The following is an 18,738-nucleotide window of genomic DNA, read 5'->3' as shown; positions in this document are numbered from 1 at the left end:
CCGTCGGCCCGTCGACGTCTCGGCGTCTCGCGTCTCGGCGCGTCGTCGCATCGGTCCAGCGCACGGTCCGCGACAATGTCCGGAAGCAACAAGCATGAGGAAGCTTCCGGTAGAACGGGTACTGAATGTTGGTCAGGTGATACCTTAAGGTGCGGGCCCGATGGTGGCTGCACGCAGGATGTAGCCAAAGAGTCGCAGCCCATCAGTGCCATTTTCGCTGTTCATGTTCGGTCCAGGAGAGATCGTTCCCGGACCGCGGTCACCGATAAGGTGCGGTAACCGGCACCGTCGAACAGGACGGTGATCTGGTCACCCTCCACCCGCACCACCTGGCCAGTACCCCAGGCAACGTGCCGTACCCCGCATCCAGCCGGAAACGGCACTTTCCGCGCCGCGGGCACGGAGCCGGGCCCCGGGGACCCGGGCCCCGGCTCGGCCGGGGTCGCCCCGGGCTCGGCAGCACGCTCCTCGAGGCGACGGGCCTCGGCATGACGGGCAAGGCAGGTGTCACAGTTGCCGCAGGAGCCGCCCTCGGCGGCCGGTTCGCCGAAATAGGCGAGCAGGAACACACGGCGGCAGCCCCGGGTCTCGGCGTAGGCACGCATCATCTCGACCCGGGAACGGTCGATGTCGGCGCGGGCCTCGCCCACCGCCAGTCCCTGCCGGGCCGCCTCCCGCGGCTCGGGAGCGTCAGGGTGGGCGACAATGCGTCCGTCCTCGTGGATGAGCACGGCTTCGGCATCCACGAGCAGGTCGACCAGCCGGGCGAGCGCGGAGTCACGCAGCTGCGCCGCCTGCGCCAGTTCGCGCGGCGTGACCGGCCCGTCGGCGTGCCCGAGCAGAACCGCGATGCGCCGCAACGACGTCTCGTCCACCGCGGCGCTGGCCTGGAAACGGCGCAGCCCGAGGTCCTGCGGCCGGTAGAACAGGCAGGCGAGCGCCGGCTGCCCGTCCCGGCCGGCCCGATCTCCTGGTAGTAGGAATCGAGCGAGTCGGCGACCTCAGCATGAATGACCGTGCGGACGTTTGGTTTGTCGATTCCCATACCGAACGCGGTGGTGGCGACGATCACGTCGCACTGGTCCGCGGTGTACGCCGCCTCGATCTCCCGGCGTTGCGCCGCGCGCAGACCGGCATGATAGGCGCGAGCCGAAAGGCCGAGTTCGGCGATTTCCGCGGCCAACTCCTCGGTGGCCCGTCGGGTCGCCGCATAGACCAACGCCGGTTTGGCCTCGGCGGCGATCCGTTCCACCAGGCTCGCGCGTTTGGCGTCCTCGGTGGTGAAGGACGAGACCGACAGGAAGATCTCCGGCCGGTCGAACCCGCGTACCACCTCGACGTGGTCGCGCATCCGCAGCCGCTCACGGATCTCCCGACGCACCGGCGGTGCGGCCGTCGCGGTCAGCGCCACGACCGGAGGATGCCCCAGGTCCTCGATCATCTGGCCGAGCCGCAGGTAGTCCGGCCGGAAGTCGTGCCCCCAGGAGGCGACGCAGTGGGCCTCGTCCACGACGAACAGAGACGGCTTGGCCGCACGTAACGCCGCGCGGACGTCCTCGCGGGCAATCTGCTCGGGAGCAAGGAAGAGGAACTCGGTCTGCCCCTGCCGGACCGCGTCAAAGGCGGCCCTGCGCGCCGAAGCGCTCGCATCCGAGTTCGCCGCCACCGCCGGCACGCCGCCGGCCGGCCCCCTCCCCGCCGTCGCCTCCCTGGCCAGTGCATCCCCGCCAGGTACCGGTCTGTCCGCCCCGGTCGGCGCCACGTCGGAGAGCAGGGCCGACAGGCGCTCGGTGAGGCTGCGAACCTGATCGCGTTGTAGGGCAATCAACGGTGAGACGACGACCGCGGGACCGGCCAGCACCAGCGCCGGAATCTGGTACACCGCCGACTTGCCGCCGCCGGTGGGCAGTACGCACAGCGTGTCCCGGCCCTCGATCACCGCCCGCATCGCATCGAGCTGCCCGTCACGCAGCTCCGAGAAGCCGAATCCCTCCCGAGCCACCATCCGGATGAGCTCACCGATCTCGTCCTGCGCATCGGCGGCGGCACCCTCGGCACCAGCGGTGCCGACATCGACATCGGCACCGACATCGATATCGGCGACACCGCTCACTGTGGAGCCGCCGGCGGCCTCATCTATGGCGGCACCGGCCTTGTCCCTCGGGCGGTATGGGCTCGGGCCGACGCGGCGCCGGCCGCGCAGCCAGGTGGTCAGCAGTCTGCTGGAGCGATCTCGACGGTTCATTGTGCCGCCGGGCGTACCCCGTGAGCGCCGAATGCCACCTCTCACCGACCACAAAGGTGGCGACAGTGCCACAGAGGTGCCGGTAGTGGCCCGGTTGCCGCCAAACCTCCCGTGCCGGCCAGGACCTGGCCGTAGTCGTCGTGTCGCCGTCCTACTTCGCCGCGCTTCGCCGCGTCGTGCGGCGGCGCACCACTCGACATCATCCGCCAGTACGTCCAGTCCCAGCGCACCCCGATCTAACCCCGCCGTGAACGACGGGGCTTGCGGTCGGTACCGGGTCAGGCGAGCGGGCCGCGGCAACGAGGGCGGCGAGGGCCGCGGACAGGTGCGGGGCCTGCTGGGAGCCACGCCGGATGGCGGCGAAGATCGGCCGTATCGGCGATACGCCGGCGATCGGACGCAGCACCACCTCGGGCGTCGACGACAGCCGGGCGAGCCGTGGCATAAGGCTGATTCCACAGCCAGCCGCGATGAGGGCACGCACCGCGGTGAAATCGTCCGCGTTGTGCAGGACTTGCGGCACAAAACCTGCCGCCGCACAGGCCGCGTGCGCGACCTCGCGGCAGGCGGTGCCCGGACGGCTCGCGATGAACTCGTCCGAGCGCAACGCCTCCAGCGGCACCGCTCGCGCCGACGCGTAGGGATGGCCGGCTGGCAGGGCCACGTCCAGCGGATCGTCCAGGAGCGGAATCTGCAGGAGGCGGGAATCCAGCGGCCGGGCCCCGGCGTGGGTGATGCCGATCGCGAGGTCCAGGTCACCGGCGAGAAGCTGGTCGAAACAGTCCGGCTCCGGCACGTCGGTCACGGACAGCCGCAGCCGCGGCCGGCTCTCCCGCAGTGCCAGCAGCGCCGGAGCGACGATCCCGGAGATCGCCGTGGTGAACGCGGCCACGGACACCGAACCGACCCGGCCCTCGTCGAACGCGGCAAGATCCGCCTCCGCCCGCTCCATCTGGGCGAACAGGATGTCGGCGTGCTCGAGCAGCACCTGCGCCGCCGGAGTGAGCCGCACTCGCCGCCCCGCCGGGTCGAGCAGCCGGACTCCCGTCTCGCGCGCGAGCACCGCAAGCTGCTGACTGACCGCCGACGGCGTCAGGTGCATCGCCTCGGCGGTAGCCACAATCGTCCCGCGCTTGTCCAGCTCACGCAGGAGACGCAGGCGCCGCACGTCGATCATGTAGGTCAGCTTACTGGTTCATCGCGAGAAATGTAGATGGACTACATGACTGTCGGCCGAGATCCTCAGGGCCATGAGCTACGCGACGACCATCCTCATCCTCGCGCTTCTGGCCACCCTCACCGTCGCCGCGCTCCGCTTCGGCCCCGACTCCCGCGACGGCCGCGACTGGAGCACGGCCCCGCCCCATCCCCGAAAGATCCGGTCAGGACGTGGGGGTGAGGTCCTCGCCCAGATAGGCCTGGCGGACGCGGTCGTCGGCGAGCAGGTCGGCCGCGGTGTTGGCGAGGACGACCTCGCCGGTCTCCAGCACGTAGCCACGCCCGGCGATCCGCAGCGCCGAGGCCGCGTTCTGTTCGACGAGCAGAACGGCGACGCCGTCCCGGTTGATCTCGGCGATGACCTCGAAGATGGTCCGCACGACCATGGGGGCAAGGCCCATCGACGGTTCGTCCAGCAGAACCAGGCGTGGTCGGCTCATCAGAGCGCGGCCGATCGCGAGCATCTGCTGCTCACCGCCGGACAGGGTGCCACCAGCCTGGCCGATCCGCTCCTGCAACCGCGGGAACAGGGCGAACACCCGGTCAAGGTCCTCGCGGACATGACGGCGCTCACGGTAGGCACCCATCAGGAGGTTCTCGCGCACGCTCATGCTCGGGAAAACCCGGCGCCCCTCGGGAACATGGCTCACCCCCAGGGCGACCAGGTCGTGCGGGGGGATCGTCGACAGCGGACGACCATCGAGACGCACCTCCCCGGAACGCGGGCGCAGCAGGCCCGAGATGGTGCGCAAGGTGGTGGTCTTGCCGGCGCCGTTCGCACCCAGCAGGGTGACGATCTCACCCTCGTCGACCTGCAGGTTGACGCCGCGCAGGGCGGTGACCGCACCGTAGGCGACCTCGACGTCCGACAGGGTCAGCAGCATCAGCCCAGTTCCTTCCGTCCGACGGGCCCGCTGCCTGGTCCGGGCCCGCCCTGCGCGTCCCCGTCGAAGGCGGCATCGTCCAGGAGGGGACCAGCAGACGTTGGACCAGCAGACGTCGGACCGGCGGACGTCGGACCGGCGGAGGCGGAACTCGTGGGAACGGGTCCGGCCGCGGACGTGGCGGCATCGGCGCTGGCGCCGAGGTAGGCCTCGATGACGGCCGGGTCGCGCTGCACCTCGGCCGGTGGCCCGTAGGCGATCATGCGGCCGAAGTTGAGCACGGCCACCGAGGTCGCAAGCGACATCACCAGACCCATGTCGTGCTCGATGAGCAGGACGGACACGCCGGTGTCAGCGATCCGGGTGATGAGCGCGGCGAGGTCGCGCTTCTCCGCCGGGTTGGTGCCGGCGGCCGGCTCGTCGAGCAACAGCAGACGTGGTTCGGTGCCCAGTGCCCGGGCGATCTCCAGGCGGCGCTGCTCGCCGTAGGGCAGTGAGGAGGCCAGCTCGTGGGTGCGGTGGCGCAGACCGACCAGGTCGAGCAGCTCCACCGCCCGGTGGACGCCCTCGCGCTCGGCCCGGCGGGCGTGCGGAAGGCCGAGCACGACCGACAGCGGGCCGTACTTCTGCCGCACCTCGGTGCCGATCTGCACATTCTCCAACGCGGAGAGAGCGGGGAACAGTCGAATGTTCTGGAAGGTGCGGGCGACGCCGAGGCGGGTGATGGAGTGCGGACGGCGGCCGACGAGCTCGGCCGGCCGCCCGGGCTGCGGCCAGAAGATCACCGAGCCCTGCTGCGGGCGGTAGGCGCCGGTGAGGCAGTTGAACAGCGAGGTCTTGCCGGCACCGTTCGGCCCGATCACAGCCAGGATCTCCCCGCGGCGCTGGCGCAGCGAGACACCGTCGAGGCTGGTCACGCCACCGAACCGTAGGGAAAGGTCGCGGGCCTCGACGACCAGGTCACCTGGGTCGCCACCGACACCATCGAGGACCGACGGGCGGCGCGCGCCGGGCACGGTCTGAGCGGCACCCGTCCCGCGCGGGTCGGATGGGTGCGCGACGGCGTCGCCCGCTCGACGGGCGCGGTGGGAGCCGCCGCGGCTCATGGCCGGGCTCCGGTCGGTGCGGGACCGAGCGCGTCGGCCCCGCCGATGCCGGCCTCGGAGAGCTCGATCTCGCGTCGGCGGCGCCGCGAGGGCACCAGCCCCTGCGGCCGGAAGATCATCATGACCACGATGACAGCCCCGAAGTAGATGTAGCGGTCAGCGGGCTGCACCTTGTCCCGCAGGTAGAAGGCGAGCCCCTGCAAGACGACCGCGCCGACGACGACGCCGAGCCGCGAGCCCAGGCCGCCGAAGATGACCACGGCGACGACGAAGAACGACGCCTGCAGGCTGAAGCTCTGCGGGTTGAAGAACTGCTTGGAGGCGAACAGCACCCCCGCGAACCCCGAGACCGAGGCACCGATCGCGAACGCCAGCAGTTTCAGCCGCAGGGTCGCCACGCCCGTCGCCTCGGCGGCGATCTCGTCCTCGCGGATGGCGGCCCAGGACCGGCCGATCCGCGAGCGTTCCAGCCGCCCGAAGGCAATCATCACGAGGACGATGATCGCGAGCAGCAGGTAATAGTACGGCAGCGGTTCGATGCCCCAGGTGTAGTCGATCCCGGGCAGATGGATCGACAGGTGGGGAACACCGAACGCACCGCGGGCGCCGTTGGTGATGCTGTCGGCGTTGTTGGCGACGATCTGGATGATCTCGCCGAAGCCGAGGGTCACGATGGCGAGGTAGTCACCGCGCAGCCGCAGCGTCGGCGCGCCGAGGATCACCCCGGCGAGCCCGGCGAGGATCAACGCGATGGGGAAGACGAAGAAGGGGTTGAGGGTGAACGGCGCATGCCAGGGCATCGCGGTCTGCGAGGAGAAGTAGGCCGTCGCGTAGGCGCCGATGGCGAAGAACGCGATGTAGCCGAGGTCGAGCAGGCCGGCGTAGCCGACGACGACGTTCAGGCCGAGCGCGAGCAGCGCGTAGATGCCGATGTCGTTGACCATGGACTGCTGCGCCGCGGTGGAGAACAGCAGCGGAGCGATGATCGCCACCGCGAGCAGGACGAGGTTCAGCCCGATCGGCCCGCCTCGGCGGCCGTAGGCGGTGGCGAAAGGGGCCCGTACCGGCGTGGCGAGCCGGGTCACCAGCGCACGAAGCTCCCCGCCGAGCACGACGACCAGCCAGAGTGCCACGGCGAGCACGAGAAACAGGACGATCCGCGGGTCGACGATCGAGTCCCACGCGGCCTGCAGCGGCTTGTCGGAGTTCCCGGTCCTGCCGGTCACGACCGCGGCGAGCAGGCCGACCAGCACCATCACGCCAAGCAGCCGCAGCCTGGCCGGTGAGAACAGCTCCGCCGGATGCCAGGGCGGCCGCCGGTTCCCCGGTTCCCACCCGCCGGACGTGACTCCCACCGAACCCGCCGAGCCCACCGAACCCGGTGATCCGGCCTGACCGGTAGCAGAGTCGGACGACGGGGCGTCACCGGAGCCTAGCGAGGCCCGGCGCGAGGGGGACGGACCCGCGGTGCCGCGGGTCGTGAGCGCGAGGGTCTCACCCGGGTCCAGGGCACCGGGATCCACGCCGCCAGGGCCAGGGCCAGGGCCCGCGCCCGTGCCACCCCGGCTCGGGAACGTGGGCTGGCCGGGAATGCCGGGGCCGGACGGGCCGGACGGGCCGGACGGGCCGGACGGGCCGGTCACGCCGCGCGCCCAAGTCGCTCGCCGAGCAGGCCGGACGGTCGGATCATCAGGATCGCCACCAGGACGAGGAAGGCGATGACGTCCTTGTAGGACGCCTGGAACAGGTAACCACCGTAGCTCTCGACCAGGCCGAGCAACAGACCGCCGAGCATGGCGCCGCGGACGTTGCCGATGCCGCCGAGCACGGCGGCGGTGAAGGCCTTGACCCCGGGCACGAAGCCCATGTTGTAGGACGCGTTGAAGGTCATCGCGTAGAGGAAGCCGCCGGCGCCGGCGAGCAGGCCACCGACGATGAACGTGACGATGATGATCCGCTCGACGTTGACGCCCATCAGCACGGCGGTGTCCGCGTCCTGGGCGACGGCGCGGATACCCTGCCCGAGGCGGGTGCCGGCGACGAGCCGGTCCAGCCCGATCAGCATGGCGATCGCGACGCCGAAGATGACCAGGGACTGGGTGGAGACCTGGGCGCCGAAGATGGTGAACACGGTGCCGTTGTGGAAGAGGTCGGGCAGGTCGACGTTCTGCCGGCCGAACTCCTTGCCGGCCAGGTTGACGGCGAACAGCGAGGCCCCGATCGCACTGATCAGATAGGCCAGGCGCGGCGCCGCACGGCGGCGCAGCGGCCGGTAGGCGACCCGCTCGAGGGTGAAGGCGGCCAGTGCCCCACAGGCCGCGCCGACCCCGAGCCCGACGGCGACCAGGCAGACGGACTCGAACCCCCCGGGCACCCCGTGGTCGGGCAGCAGCGCGCGGGCGGCGAACAGCCCACCGAAGGAGCCCAGCATGAACACCTCGCTGTGGGCGAAGTTGATCAGTTGGAGCACCCCGTACACGAGCGTGTACCCGAGCGCGATGACCGCGTACAGCGAGCCGACCATCAGGCCGTCGATGGTCAGTTGCCAGAACTGGTCGAAAAACCCCATGCGTTGCGCCTCGTTCGTCCCGACGTCTCGGCCCAGCACGTCTGTGGTCCGGCAGATCTGTGGTCCTGCGGATCCCTGGTTCTACACCGGCCGGGGCGGTGGCCCGGAACACCCTGGGGTGCCCGCGCCACCGCCCACGCCAGGATCAGGACTTGATCAGATCCGCGATGTTGCCGAGGACCGTGATCGCGCCGTTCTTGACCTGGTACACGTACACGTTCGAGCCCTTGACCTCGCCGTTCGTCTCGAAGGAGATGGTCTTGGTGATGCCCTGGTAGTTGACGCCGGCGAAGGCCTTCAGGACCGAGTCGCGGCTCACATCGCTGCCGAGCTGCTTGAACACGGTGGCGAGCGCCTTGGTCGCGTCGTACGCCTCACCCGAGTACGTGCCGGGCTTGACCCCGTTGTTGACCTTCTTGTACGAGGCGACGAACGGCGCCGCCTTCGGGTCGGAGTTCGCGTCCCCACAGGGGCAGGTGAGGTAGCTGCCCTCGGCCGCGGTGGCGCCGGCCTGCGCGACGTACTGCGGGTCGAGCGAGCCGTCACCACTGATGATCTTTCCGGTGAAGCCCTTGTCCTTGAGCGCCTTGGTCAGCAGCGCGAGCTCGGCGTAGTAGCCCGAGTAGTAGAGGGCGTCCGGACTCGAAGCAATGATCTTGGTTGCCTCGGACGTGTAGTCCTTGGTCGGGTTGATGCCGTCGTGGACGACCTCGACGCCCTTCGCCTTGAGCTCCGGCTCGAGCGCCCCGGACAGGCCGGTGCCGTAGTCGCTCTTGTCGTCGAGCGAGTAGACCTTCTTGGCCTTCAGCACGCCCGCGACATAGTCCGCGGCGGCCTTGCCCTGGACGGTGTCGGGCGCGATGACCCGGTAGAACGTCTTGAAGCCAAGCGTCGTCAGCGCCGGGTTGGTCGCCGACGGGCTCACCGACAGCAGGCCAGCCTGGGTGTAGGCGGGCTCGCTGGCCTTGGTCGCACCGGAGAACATCGGCCCGACCACCGCGACGATCTTGTCGTTGTCGATCAACTTCTGGGCCGCCGTCGGGCCCTGGTCCGGAGACCCGGCGTCGTCCGACTCCACCAGCTTGAGCTCGAACGTCGAGCTCGGATCGGCGTTGATCTCGGAGACGGCCGTACGCATCCCGTACAGGGCGTTCAGGCCGAGCTGCTGATTGTCCCCCGAGAGCACGCCCTGGAACCCGATGGTGATCGTCTTCTTGCCGTCCGAGGACGAGTCCCCCCCGCTGCTCCCACAGGCCGCGGCCGACAATGTCACCGCCGTAGCCAGAGCGATCGCTCCCAGGAGCGGGCGCCTACCCATCCATGTCCTCCTCCGGTCTGCCGGGCACGACTCCGCTGCCGCCCCCGCCACGCTGCCTGCTACCCCCGGCGCGGCCGGCGCTTCCGACCGGGACACGCCATCGCCTCCGCGATGACGCGCCGACGATCGACCGCCCGTCCCGCACGGGAACCCCGCCCGACGGGAACCTATCGACCAATCGCAACGCACGCTCCGCCCGAGATGGCGGCAACCTAGTCCTCCGAGCAGATCGCCCGAAAGTAGCCACAACAGGTTGTTACACCGGCGACACATTGGTGGGACTTAGGCGCGCCGCCGTTCACCTTCGCCTCCTTTTCGGGCCCCGGCGTTGCACTGGAGCGAACCAGGCGAAACCACCCCTGACGTGCAGTTATGTCACCTCACCGCCGCCTCCTCGCCAGCCGACGACCCGTCCACCCATGGCTGTCCGTTGAGACGGCGTATCCGCTCGCACTCGAGGTCGCGGTCGCGGCAACACCCGAAACAGTGACGAAATGCACCCTTTGCGCCGTCGCCAACAGGACGCGAAGTGGATGCGCTTCCCGAAGCGAGAAGCCGGCCCGAGCCGGGCCGGCCCGGGACCAAGCCGGCTCGGGGGCGGACCGACCCGGGAGCGGGCCGAGTTCAGGAACGGATCGACCAGGACGGGGCGCTGGTGCCGAGCCGGGCGGGTGGGCGGGTCCAGCGGGGCGCCACCCCGGCAACGGTGGCCGGCGGCCGGATGTAGGAAAGCTCGCCGAACTCGCTCGGATAGGTGTCCCGAAACGGCTCGAGGTCCTCCGGGCCCGGTTCCGGCATGGCACGGGTGTCGTGCCGGCCCAGATCCTGCAGCAGCCGCCCGGTGCGGGCGAGCGACACCCGCACGTGCCAGCTGCCTCCCTCGCGGACCCGACGGGACAGAGCATCGAGGATGCCGCCGGCCGCCAGATAGCCGCTCGCATGGTCGAGTGCCTGAACGGGAAGCAGCACCGGCTCCGACAGGTCATCCGCGGCCTTACCGGCGAGGGTCATCCCGGAGGCGGTCTGCACCAGGCTGTCGAAACCCCGCAGCCCGCTCCACGGACCCGTACGGCCATAACCGCTGATGGTGGCGTAGATGATGCCGGGCCGCAGCCGGGCGACGGCGTCCGCGTCGAAGCCGAGCCGGTCAAGCGCCCGGGGCCGATAGGCCGCCAGCAGCACGTCCGCCGAGGCGATCAGCTCGCGCAGCCGCCGGGCGTCCGCACCGACGCGCAGGTTGAGGAACGTGTTGCGTTTGCCGAATCCGGTGTCGACCAGCAACATGTCCACTTCCGGCAGATGCGCGGCGCCGACCCGCAGCACGTCCGCGCCGTGGGCGGCCAGGGTCCGCCCCGCGACCGGGCCGGCGATCACCCTGGTGAGGTCGAGCACCCGCACCCCCGCGGCCGGCGTCTCGCACGGCACCAGCGGCCGCGGCGGGCTGTCGTCGAGCCGTTCGATCTCCAGCACCGGCTGCTCGGCGAGCGCGGCCGCCTGCGGATGACGCGACCACTCGGCCTCGGTCCGGGCCATGCTCGCGCACAGTCCCATGGCCTGCAGCTCGGTCTCCAGAGTGGCGGCGTCGACGCCGCGGACCACCCGGGCGACCGCATCCCGCTTGCCCGGGACGCCCAGCAGGTCCAGCACACCGTCGCGGTGGTGCGGAAAGGTGCAGTGCAGCTGGATCCACCGGTCGTCGGCGGTGCGATAGAAGCCGGAGATCGGTTCGCGTGCCGTGAGCAGCGGGCGTCCATCCACCCGCAGATGGCGCTCGCTCCCGAAGGCCGCCGCCGCATGCCGCGTGTCCACCGTGAGGGGCGGGTCTCCCCCACCGCTACGCGCCGACAGCAGCCGTCCGGCGCCGACCGCCGCCACCGCGACCGACACGGCGGCCAGCGTCGTCACGCGGTACATGCTCGGCAGCACCTCGGCCGGTCCGGTCAGAGTCAACCGCGCGGCGACGTCCGCCCCCACCAGCGCCTCCACCTGGTCGGCGACCTCCCGACCAATGGCGTCCCGACCAGCGATGCCCCGACCATCGTGGTCGGCGCCGGTGCCGTCCGGGCCGGTGCCGTCCAAGCCGGTGCCGTTCGTGTCGGTGCCGTCCGTGGACTGCCCCATCTCCCCATCCCGTGGTTGCATCCGGACGGTTTCCCGCCGGGCACGCCCGCCCCGCACTGCGATGCGCGTGATGCCGCAATGTGCACGCAGCATCACCTTAAGCGCCGAAGCCAGAGGCGGCCACGTGCGCCCGGGTGGTGGGTGCACCCAGATGCCGGGCCAGCCCCGCGGCCTGCTCGTACTGTGGAGGGGGATCGCGTCGGTGGGATCGGATGCGTCTACCGGACGGCTGGGCGCACCACTGCGACGACCCGGCCGGGGAGGCGCCGCATGGCCGCGCAACCGTCGCTTTACGAGGTGTTGGGTATCGCGCCCGACGCCAGCGCCGAGCAGATCCGGCATGCCTATCGGGCTGCCGCGCGTCGTACCCATCCTGATGCGGGTGGCCGTCCGGCGGCCTTTGCCCGAGTGCGGGTTGCCTACGACGTTCTGGGTGATCCCGCCCGACGCCATCGCTACGATCTACGGATCGCCGACCCGACCCACCGGCCCCACCCGGGCGGGCGGCCATCCCGGCCAGGCGCGACGGGGACGCCTGGCGCGTCAACCGCGGCAGGTTCCGACTGGACCACGACCACCGGCACTGGTGCCGCCGGGGCTGGTGCCGCCGGGACTGGGACCGCCGGGACGCAGGCCACTGGCTCCGGGTGGGTGGGGGGCGCGTCGGGGCCGCCCTCCGGTGCGTTGCAGGCCGGTGCCGATCCGGTGGTCCGGCGCCGCTACCTGATCCTGATGGGGATCGCACTGACCCTGTTCATCATCGCTGGAGCAATCGTCCGGTTGTACTCGGTGCCCGCCGCAATGATCATGATGATGGTGGCGGCGGTGATCCCGCCCATCGCCGTTACCGTCGCCGGTCGCCCACGCCCACAGTCCTCCCACGACCCCCCCAGCGATGGAAATCGCGTCAGGTGACAGCACCGACCGCGGATGGCGGCAAGGCCGCCGGATCATGGGGCCACGACCCTGGACTGATTCGTCCCCCACGACGACCTACTTGGCGGGATCTTGCTCTGCGGCCCGCTGCAGGGCGTAGCGGCAGCACAGGTGCGGGGGCAGCGAGCGGGGCCCGGGCAGGCAGGCACGAGCGGGGCCCAGGCGGCGGGCACGGGCAGAGCGGGCCAGGCGGGAAGGCACGAGCGGAGCGGGCGGGCGGGCGCTGGCGGAGCGGGCGGTGGATGCGATCAGGCTGGAAGGCGGACCCGCAGCGAACCCACCGGCCGTCCACCACCGAGGACCGTCGGCGCGCCGAGCACGGCAAGCTGCGCGAGGTCGAGGGATGGCGCACCGGGGGCGCTCACGGCGGGCAGCGCGCCCAGCCGGCCGAGCGCGGCGAGAGCGACCGGAACGCCCGCCCGCCCGGCCCCATCAGCGATCTTGACGGCGACGGTGTACCCGCTGGCGGTGGCAACGAGGGTGACTCCCTCGGCGCCGTTCTTCGCCAGCAGGCCGGGGACCGAGCGCATCAGCTCGGTATCGGATTCTCCCGTGCCCCCGACGAGCTCGGGATGCGCCCGCATCGCGTCCACCACTCGACGCTGCGGCGAGCCCGGCTCGGCCAGCATCATCGACTGCAGCCCGCGGGCGAGCCCGGTCAACGAGATCGCGAACAGCGGGGCGCCGCATCCGTCGACCGTCGCGCCGGAGATCGGCTCCGCGGCCAGCTCCTCGACCGTCGCACGGATGATCTGCTGCAGGGGATGCTCCAGGTCGATGTAGTCGTCGATCGACCAGCCCGCGGCCACACAGCAGGCGATCATCCCGGCGTGTTTGCCGGAACAGTTCATCAGGATGGGCTCGGCGCTCCCGCCGGAACGCAGGTGTGCGCGCAGCGCTGCCGCTCCCAGCGGCAGGTCGGGCGGGCAGCGCAGCGCGTCGGTCGAGACACCCGCGACGGAGAGGATCTCCAGCACCCGCACGAGGTGCCGGCTCTGCCCGTCGTGCGAGCTCGCGACCACCGCCAGCAGGTCAGCCGGGATGTCACGGCTCAGAAACACGCGGTCGAGTCCCGCCCGCAGCATGGCCACGGCCTGAAATGGCTTGACCGCGGACCGCGGGAACATCGGTTCTTCGGGCGCGCCGATCCGCAGCGCGACCGAGCCGTCGCGGGCAAGCCCCACCACCGTCCCGTGGTGCACGCTTTCGACGAACGGCTCTCCGCTACGCAGCCCACGAACGACCTCGGCGACCACCCGCGGCCCCACCGGCGGCTCCATGGGGGCAGCGTACGTCGGCTGTCCCGGCTGCGCGGGCGTCCACCAAAGATGTCCCCAGACGGCAACAAACGGGACGGTTCCCCAGGACGTTTCCGACTACCCGGGGCATGGGCACACCCTGCCCCCTACTCTGGGGACGTGCCTGCCTACGACTACCGCTGCCGGGTGTGCGACGCCTCCTTCGAGGTGCGTCGAAGCATGACCGAATCCGCGCCCGACGCAGGGGTGGCCTGCCCTGCCGGGCACAGCGAGACCTCGCGGGTCTTCTCCGCCATCGCGGTCAGCCGCGCGGCCGGCACGCCCGCCTCGGCCGCGCCGGTGCTGTCCGCGCCCCGCGGCGGCGCATGCTGCGGTGGCGGCTGCTGCGGCTGAGCGCGTCACGGCCGACCGCCCCGGCGCGCGGGACCACGGTCATCGCCGCACTCCGGCCATAGCTACGCCTGCCCCGATCAGTTCGCGCCGTCGGACAGGTATCGCCAGACGGGTTCAGGGGTGGCAGGGGTCCTGGGCGGCGCTCCGGGCGGCACGGTTGCGCGGGCCGACGTCTACCTGACGGTCCCGCTGCCCAACGGTCGCGGCTGCCCGATCCTCGACCAGGCGGCGGCGCAGCAGGCTCAGCGTCTCGTCCCGTTCATCCGGTGACAGACCGGAAACCAGGGTCTGCAGCAGCGCGCTCGAGCCAGGAATCTGATCATCATCGCCGCGCTCACGCAACCCCATGATGCCTTGTTACCCAGCATCAGCCCAGGTCACGCTCGTGCGGCACCGCGTTCTCAACGCTCCGCCCGATTGCCTGACGGAACTGCGGTGGGCCGCGGCCGCAGCGGGAGGCCGTGAGCGTCCTCGGCGCGGCGCGTGTCCTCGGCGGTCGGGATCTTTCCGCGAGCGAGCCTCGCACGCGTGACCGACGCCCTGCCCAGGAAAGCGGCCCTGGCGAGAGCGCCCTGCCCCAGGGACACGGCACGCAAGGCGGTCCGACGGACAGCCCTCCGGGGCGGGACCGCCGGGCCCGAGCTCGTGCCGCGCGGGTGGGACATCGGGTGGGACCCGGAGTCGCGTGTGGCCGGCGCCCAGCCGCCCAGCGCTGACCGGGTGTGGTGCAGGAGATCTCGCCGGTCCGGCAGGGTGGCGGCGCTCGGCGGACCGAACACGATGATCCACGCGACCGCGAGCGACCACAGCGCGGCGATGGCGCCGAAGGCCAGCGCGCCGAAGCCGCCGACCAGCGAGAACAGCACCAGCAGGACGACGCTCGCGGCCAGGCCCCAGGCGATGAGACGGCGCAGGCTGATCGGTTCGGCGACCGCGTCCGCGATCACGCGGCCATCCTCGTGGGCAGGACGACTCGCGGCGACGCCAGCCGGCCGCCTCCGTTCCTTCCCCGCTTTCGCCCCGCGGTCCTTCCCCGCTTTCGCCACGCGGCCCATGGCGGGACGGGCGGCGTGCCCTCGGGTCAGGAAGCCGCGGGCGACAGCGGTGCGTGACCGTTGATCCAGCACGGTGTGTCCCATCGTTGATTCGTGCCCCACCAGTGCCACGGTCATGCAGACAATTTCATGACCCCGGGCACAAGCCCACAGCTGACCCGATCGTCCTGCGACACAGCGGGTTCACAGCTTCGATGCCAACATCGACCAGGATCGTCATGGCCGTTGCGCCGGCGGCATCCAGCCGGTGCACCCCCGCTCGGGTATCGAGCACCCAGCACGCACAGTCAGCCAAGGGCTGACCGGAAGCTGATCGAGGACCGCGACGACCACGCCGCCGGACTGACGACCACGCCGGCGGACTACCGAACCAGCGCAGGAGAACCCATCGGCCGATGGGGCGGTGCGGGACCCGATCGGGCCAGGCGTTGGGCGACGTCCGGCCCGGACGGGTCACCTCCGCCCGGGTGGCCCGCAGGCGTCGACACCGGCCGTTCCGGGCGGCCCGTCCGGGCAGTCGCAGACCATGGCGCGGGCCCACGCGGTACCCCACCGCATCCCCCGAACGGGTCATGGACCTCCCCGTACGGCAGACCCCCTCCATCGGGGTACGGAGGCATCCTTCGTCCGGAGTCGTCCGCCGCATTCTGCTTGCCGTCGGCATTTCGGCGAGATCACGACAGGGCGCGAGATCCTGCCTCTCCGGCGGGCAGCCGAGATGTCGGTGTTGCCTGTTCAGCGAGGTCACCGCGCATCCGATCGGCGAGCTCGTAGCGGGCGACCGCTCTACCGATCACCGGTCTGGCCACATTACGCACGGGCACTCCGCCCGCTGTCGATCCACGTTCCGATCCGGCATGGGCATGACCATGCAGGGCAAGGTCCACCCCGGCGGCATCGATGGCCTCCGCAAGGTGGTAGCTACCGAGAAAGGGATAGATCTCCGCCCGCTCCCCGATCAACGTCTCCGGGATCGGGGCGTAATGGGTCATTGCGACCCGCATATCGCAGGCCAGATCCTCGAGCGCGTCACGCAGGTGTGCGGCAACCTCTCTGCTATGGCGCACAAAGGACTTCATCAGCGGCTCACCGAACTCGGAGCAGCTCGCCCCGGCAAACCCGCCACCGAATCCCTTAACCCCGGCGATGCCCAGGCGGAAGCCACGGATTTCAACGACCGTACCGGTGCCTTCCAGCACCGTCACACCGGCGTCGGCAAGAATGGCGGTAATCTCCCGTTCGGAGTCGTCGTGGTAGTCATGATTACCCAGCACGGCCAGCACCGGAAGCTCTGCCGACGCCACCTCCGCGGCGACGACCCTGGCCTCCTGGACCTGGCCGTGCTGGGTCAGGTCACCGGCCAGCAGCAGCACGTCCGCCTGTCCGGCCAGGTCCCGCACGACCGGCGCGAAGCTGCCGGGGCCGTCCACGCCGAGATGAATATCGCCGACCGCCGCAATGCGGATCATGAGATCGTCTCCACGGTCCCAGCCCTGCCGCCGGTTCCGTTCGAGCCGATGCCCTGGTCCGTCACGGCGACCTCGTTGTGTACCACCCGGCCCGCGGCGGCCTCGGAAAGCACCTGGGTCACCGCGCGGCGGCGGGCATCGGTGGCGACCTCGCCGACCACCAGAATCTTCCCGTTTCGCACGACCACCTCCAGCCCGAGCTCCGCGACCCGGGGATCCTCGGCGAGCAGTTCGTGCAGGTCACCGGCGAGGTACTCGTCGGCCTCCGCGACGTGCTCAGCGGCCGGGGTGAGGTCGGCCCCACCGGCGCCCGCAGCGTGCGCCGGCCGGCCGGCACGGCCCCGTCGAGCCGGCTCGACGGCGGCACCGGCGGCTGAGTCGGGGCGTGGCTCGGTGAACCGCCCAGGCGCCGCCGTCCCCGCGTAAATCCCGACCGGCCCCGGGGGGATGAGGTTCAACCGGGTGGCAACGAGCAGCGCCGCCTCGGCAAAGGGCGATGCGGCCGTGGATCGGCGCACCTGATCCCAGTCGACCTGTTCACGCATCGCGCGGATCATCGGCAGCACCCGGGCGAGATCGCAGTACCGCTCCTCAAGCGCGAGCAGAGTCATCTCGAACCAGTCCGTGGCATCCAGGACCGGCATGCGCACCGAGTCCACCGACATCTCGCTGGAGCGTTCCAGCATCGCACTGGTGACCGCACGGCCGACCGGATGATGGATGAGATCGACGAGCACCTCGCCGTCGAAGACCTTGGTCAGCCAGTCCTCGGGCGGATCGACCGATCGAAGGCCTGACGCCGCCAGCACATCGACCGCCCGGGGGACATCTACTTCCCGCAGCATGAAATCGACGTCGTGAACCGGCTCGGGACCGCCACGGGCCCAACATGCGTAGCTCCCCCCGAGGGCGAACGGGATGTCCGCTTCCTTGAGGGTCACGGCTACCCGTTTCAGACTCTCCCGCAGACCTCTGGGCGCATCCTCCATACCGCAGCCACTACCCGCATCCGCGGCCCGATGCACCTCGCCGATCTGAACCCATCTGGGCCGGTGCGCGCCCGGCCGGGCCCGTGGGCATGGGGGCGCTCCGGCGCGAGCGCGACATCCCCGAATGGCTACCCCGAAGCGGTGACGAGCGTACTACTCGGGAACCAGGATGTCCGGTTATCCGTAGTTATAATTTCACTACACGCCGCCGGAGTTACGGCGTCGGCACCGGTGCACCACCGATTCTGACAGCATGGCGACAACGAGCGCCGACATGAGCGATGATGACCTTTGCGGCGAACTCGTCGGCCGCCCACTTCGACACCGGATTGGAAGCGAACCCTGAACGCGCGCACACGATCCGACCAGTTGCCCAGGGGTGCCGGTGATGACACCAGCGCGCTGGAACATTCCGGCGAGCGCCTACCCGGGCAACGCTCCACCGAGCCGGCCACCGTGCCCTCGCAGCCGGCCGAGCCGCCCAGCACCCGCGGCGTCGTGGACATGTCCTCCCATCCGGGCCAGCTGGCCCGCCGGCTGCAGCAGGTCACCTACCAGCTGTGGACGACGACCGTCTCGACCGAGACGACGCCGCCGCAGTTCGTGGTCCTCAACAGCCTGCTGGCCGACCCTGACATCGATCAGCGCACGCTCGGGGAACGGGCGTCGCTTGACCGGTCCACGGTCGCCGATGTGGTGGCGCGGCTTGTCCAGCGAGGCCTCATCCGCCGGGTTCGTGACCCGCGTGATGGTCGGCGCAACGTCCTGCGGCTGACCAAACGCGGAGAATCGACACACGGCCAGGTGGCGGACCGCATCGACCAGATGAACGACAAGCTGCTCGCGCCGCTGTCCGAGGAGGAACAGGGCACCCTGTTGGCCATGCTGACGCGGATCGTCGATCAGGACAGCCCGCGCTGACGCCCGCCCGCGCTGACCCCGGCGCCACCCATCGGCCTGCACGGTGGTTCAGGTCCACCGAGTCGGTCTGACGCACCCCGAGGGCTTTGGCCCGGCCAAGTCAGCGCGGCGCGGCGGCGGGGCGCCGTGCGCGGCACGGACGCGCCACCGCGGCGCACAGGGCCGCTGGCCGCCCACACAGCGGCCTGCCCCACCCTCAGCGAGCGGACGACGATAGATCACAATCATTGTAATTAACGTGTCTTCCTCTCGGAC

17 protein-coding genes are annotated in these 18,738 nt (G+C 70.7%); 4 read left to right on the top strand and 13 right to left on the bottom strand.

The window, feature by feature from the left end; genetic code table 11:
• Positions 1-221: 221 nt before the first annotated feature.
• The 9 genes from MXD95_RS29740 to MXD95_RS22685 all read right to left on the bottom strand — a co-directional run bounded on the left by MXD95_RS29740 (position 222) and on the right by MXD95_RS22685 (position 11,461).
• A complete protein-coding gene (locus MXD95_RS29740; protein ID WP_308301556.1) occupies positions 222-650 on the bottom strand; it encodes a RecQ family zinc-binding domain-containing protein in 429 nt (142 codons plus the stop codon).
• Complete coding sequence (locus MXD95_RS22720; protein ID WP_308301555.1) at positions 605-2,113, bottom strand: RecQ family ATP-dependent DNA helicase; 1,509 nt, start codon at positions 2,111-2,113, stop codon at positions 605-607. The genes MXD95_RS29740 and MXD95_RS22720 overlap by 46 nt, the downstream gene beginning before the upstream one ends.
• A 331-nt stretch (positions 2,114-2,444) precedes the next feature.
• Positions 2,445-3,422 carry a LysR family transcriptional regulator gene (locus tag MXD95_RS22715; protein ID WP_250642729.1) on the bottom strand — a complete coding sequence of 326 codons (978 nt, stop codon included), beginning with the start codon at positions 3,420-3,422 and terminating at the stop codon, positions 2,445-2,447.
• 205 nt (positions 3,423-3,627) lie between these two features.
• Positions 3,628-4,347 carry an ABC transporter ATP-binding protein gene (locus MXD95_RS22710; RefSeq protein WP_250642728.1) on the bottom strand — a complete coding sequence of 240 codons (720 nt, stop codon included), beginning with the start codon at positions 4,345-4,347 and terminating at the stop codon, positions 3,628-3,630.
• Complete coding sequence (locus tag MXD95_RS22705) at positions 4,347-5,453, bottom strand: ABC transporter ATP-binding protein (protein WP_250642727.1); 1,107 nt, start codon at positions 5,451-5,453, stop codon at positions 4,347-4,349. Before MXD95_RS22705 ends, MXD95_RS22710 begins: the two co-directional genes overlap by 1 nt.
• Positions 5,450-6,709: a branched-chain amino acid ABC transporter permease gene (locus tag MXD95_RS22700; protein WP_250642752.1), complete on the bottom strand. Its 1,260-nt coding sequence runs from the start codon at positions 6,707-6,709 to the stop codon at positions 5,450-5,452. Before MXD95_RS22700 ends, MXD95_RS22705 begins: the two co-directional genes overlap by 4 nt.
• Positions 6,710-7,092: 383 nt before the next feature.
• Positions 7,093-8,022, bottom strand: coding sequence for a branched-chain amino acid ABC transporter permease (locus tag MXD95_RS22695; protein WP_250642726.1), 930 nt, complete (start codon positions 8,020-8,022; stop codon positions 7,093-7,095).
• Positions 8,023-8,167: 145 nt separating this feature from the next.
• Positions 8,168-9,340, bottom strand: coding sequence for a branched-chain amino acid ABC transporter substrate-binding protein (locus MXD95_RS22690; RefSeq protein WP_250642725.1), 1,173 nt, complete (start codon positions 9,338-9,340; stop codon positions 8,168-8,170).
• Positions 9,341-9,964: 624 nt separating this feature from the next.
• Positions 9,965-11,461, bottom strand: a complete 1,497-nt coding sequence (locus MXD95_RS22685) for a CoA transferase (protein WP_250642724.1) — start codon at positions 11,459-11,461, stop codon at positions 9,965-9,967.
• Between the two features lie 270 nt (positions 11,462-11,731).
• Between MXD95_RS22685 and MXD95_RS22680 the strand changes: the two genes are divergently transcribed.
• Entirely contained in the window at positions 11,732-12,376 is a 645-nt protein-coding gene (locus tag MXD95_RS22680; protein WP_250642723.1) for a J domain-containing protein, read from the top strand.
• 269 nt (positions 12,377-12,645) lie between these two features.
• Here the strand turns inward: MXD95_RS22680 and MXD95_RS22675 are convergent, their stop codons facing one another.
• Positions 12,646-13,677, bottom strand: coding sequence for an asparaginase (locus MXD95_RS22675; RefSeq protein WP_250642722.1), 1,032 nt, complete (start codon positions 13,675-13,677; stop codon positions 12,646-12,648).
• 48 nt (positions 13,678-13,725) lie between these two features.
• Between MXD95_RS22675 and MXD95_RS22670 the strand changes: the two genes are divergently transcribed.
• Together MXD95_RS22670 and MXD95_RS22665 are read left to right on the top strand one after the other, a co-directional pair.
• Positions 13,726-14,049 (top strand): FmdB family zinc ribbon protein, encoded by a 324-nt coding sequence (locus MXD95_RS22670; protein WP_308301554.1) that lies wholly within the window; start codon positions 13,726-13,728, stop codon positions 14,047-14,049.
• A 120-nt stretch (positions 14,050-14,169) separates the two neighbouring features.
• Positions 14,170-14,319, top strand: a complete 150-nt coding sequence (locus tag MXD95_RS22665) for a hypothetical protein (RefSeq protein ID WP_250642720.1) — start codon at positions 14,170-14,172, stop codon at positions 14,317-14,319.
• A gap of 131 nt (positions 14,320-14,450) precedes the next feature.
• On the opposite strand, the gene MXD95_RS22660 is transcribed toward MXD95_RS22665, so the two are convergent.
• The 3 genes from MXD95_RS22660 to MXD95_RS22650 form a co-directional block, all read right to left on the bottom strand.
• Positions 14,451-14,996: a hypothetical protein gene (locus MXD95_RS22660; RefSeq protein WP_250642719.1), complete on the bottom strand. Its 546-nt coding sequence runs from the start codon at positions 14,994-14,996 to the stop codon at positions 14,451-14,453.
• A gap of 782 nt (positions 14,997-15,778) precedes the next feature.
• Complete coding sequence (locus tag MXD95_RS22655; protein WP_250642718.1) at positions 15,779-16,573, bottom strand: metallophosphoesterase family protein; 795 nt, start codon at positions 16,571-16,573, stop codon at positions 15,779-15,781.
• Entirely contained in the window at positions 16,570-17,514 is a 945-nt protein-coding gene (locus tag MXD95_RS22650; protein ID WP_374122111.1) for a BON domain-containing protein, read from the bottom strand. Before MXD95_RS22650 ends, MXD95_RS22655 begins: the two co-directional genes overlap by 4 nt.
• 417 nt (positions 17,515-17,931) lie before the next feature.
• Between MXD95_RS22650 and MXD95_RS22645 the strand changes: the two genes are divergently transcribed.
• Positions 17,932-18,483 carry a MarR family winged helix-turn-helix transcriptional regulator gene (locus tag MXD95_RS22645; RefSeq protein WP_374122110.1) on the top strand — a complete coding sequence of 184 codons (552 nt, stop codon included), beginning with the start codon at positions 17,932-17,934 and terminating at the stop codon, positions 18,481-18,483.
• The last annotated feature ends 255 nt before the right edge of the window (positions 18,484-18,738 follow it).

Source organism: Frankia sp. AiPa1, assembly GCF_023243075.1.
Taxonomy (GTDB): domain Bacteria; phylum Actinomycetota; class Actinomycetes; order Frankiales; family Frankiaceae; genus Frankia.
This window is presented reverse-complemented; position numbering and strand designations above follow the sequence as displayed.

What these genes read in the sequence shown, in the direction of transcription:
- MXD95_RS22710 (WP_250642728.1), bottom strand. Translation starts at nt 4,347, where the DNA reads ATGCTGCTGACCCTGTCGGACGTCGAGGTCGCCTACGGTGCGGTCACC.
- MXD95_RS22700 (WP_250642752.1), bottom strand. Translation starts at nt 6,709, where the DNA reads ATGGTGCTGGTCGGCCTGCTCGCCGCGGTCGTGACCGGCAGGACCGGG.
- MXD95_RS22685 (WP_250642724.1), bottom strand. Translation starts at nt 11,461, where the DNA reads ATGGGGCAGTCCACGGACGGCACCGACACGAACGGCACCGGCTTGGAC.
- MXD95_RS22695 (WP_250642726.1), bottom strand. Translation starts at nt 8,022, where the DNA reads ATGGGGTTTTTCGACCAGTTCTGGCAACTGACCATCGACGGCCTGATG.
- MXD95_RS22715 (WP_250642729.1), bottom strand. Translation starts at nt 3,422, where the DNA reads ATGATCGACGTGCGGCGCCTGCGTCTCCTGCGTGAGCTGGACAAGCGC.
- MXD95_RS22705 (WP_250642727.1), bottom strand. Translation starts at nt 5,453, where the DNA reads ATGAGCCGCGGCGGCTCCCACCGCGCCCGTCGAGCGGGCGACGCCGTC.
- MXD95_RS22690 (WP_250642725.1), bottom strand. Translation starts at nt 9,340, where the DNA reads ATGGGTAGGCGCCCGCTCCTGGGAGCGATCGCTCTGGCTACGGCGGTG.
- MXD95_RS22675 (WP_250642722.1), bottom strand. Translation starts at nt 13,677, where the DNA reads ATGGAGCCGCCGGTGGGGCCGCGGGTGGTCGCCGAGGTCGTTCGTGGG.
- MXD95_RS22655 (WP_250642718.1), bottom strand. Translation starts at nt 16,573, where the DNA reads ATGATCCGCATTGCGGCGGTCGGCGATATTCATCTCGGCGTGGACGGC.
- MXD95_RS22680 (WP_250642723.1), top strand. Translation starts at nt 11,732, where the DNA reads ATGGCCGCGCAACCGTCGCTTTACGAGGTGTTGGGTATCGCGCCCGAC.
- MXD95_RS22670 (WP_308301554.1), top strand. Translation starts at nt 13,726, where the DNA reads ATGTCCCCAGACGGCAACAAACGGGACGGTTCCCCAGGACGTTTCCGA.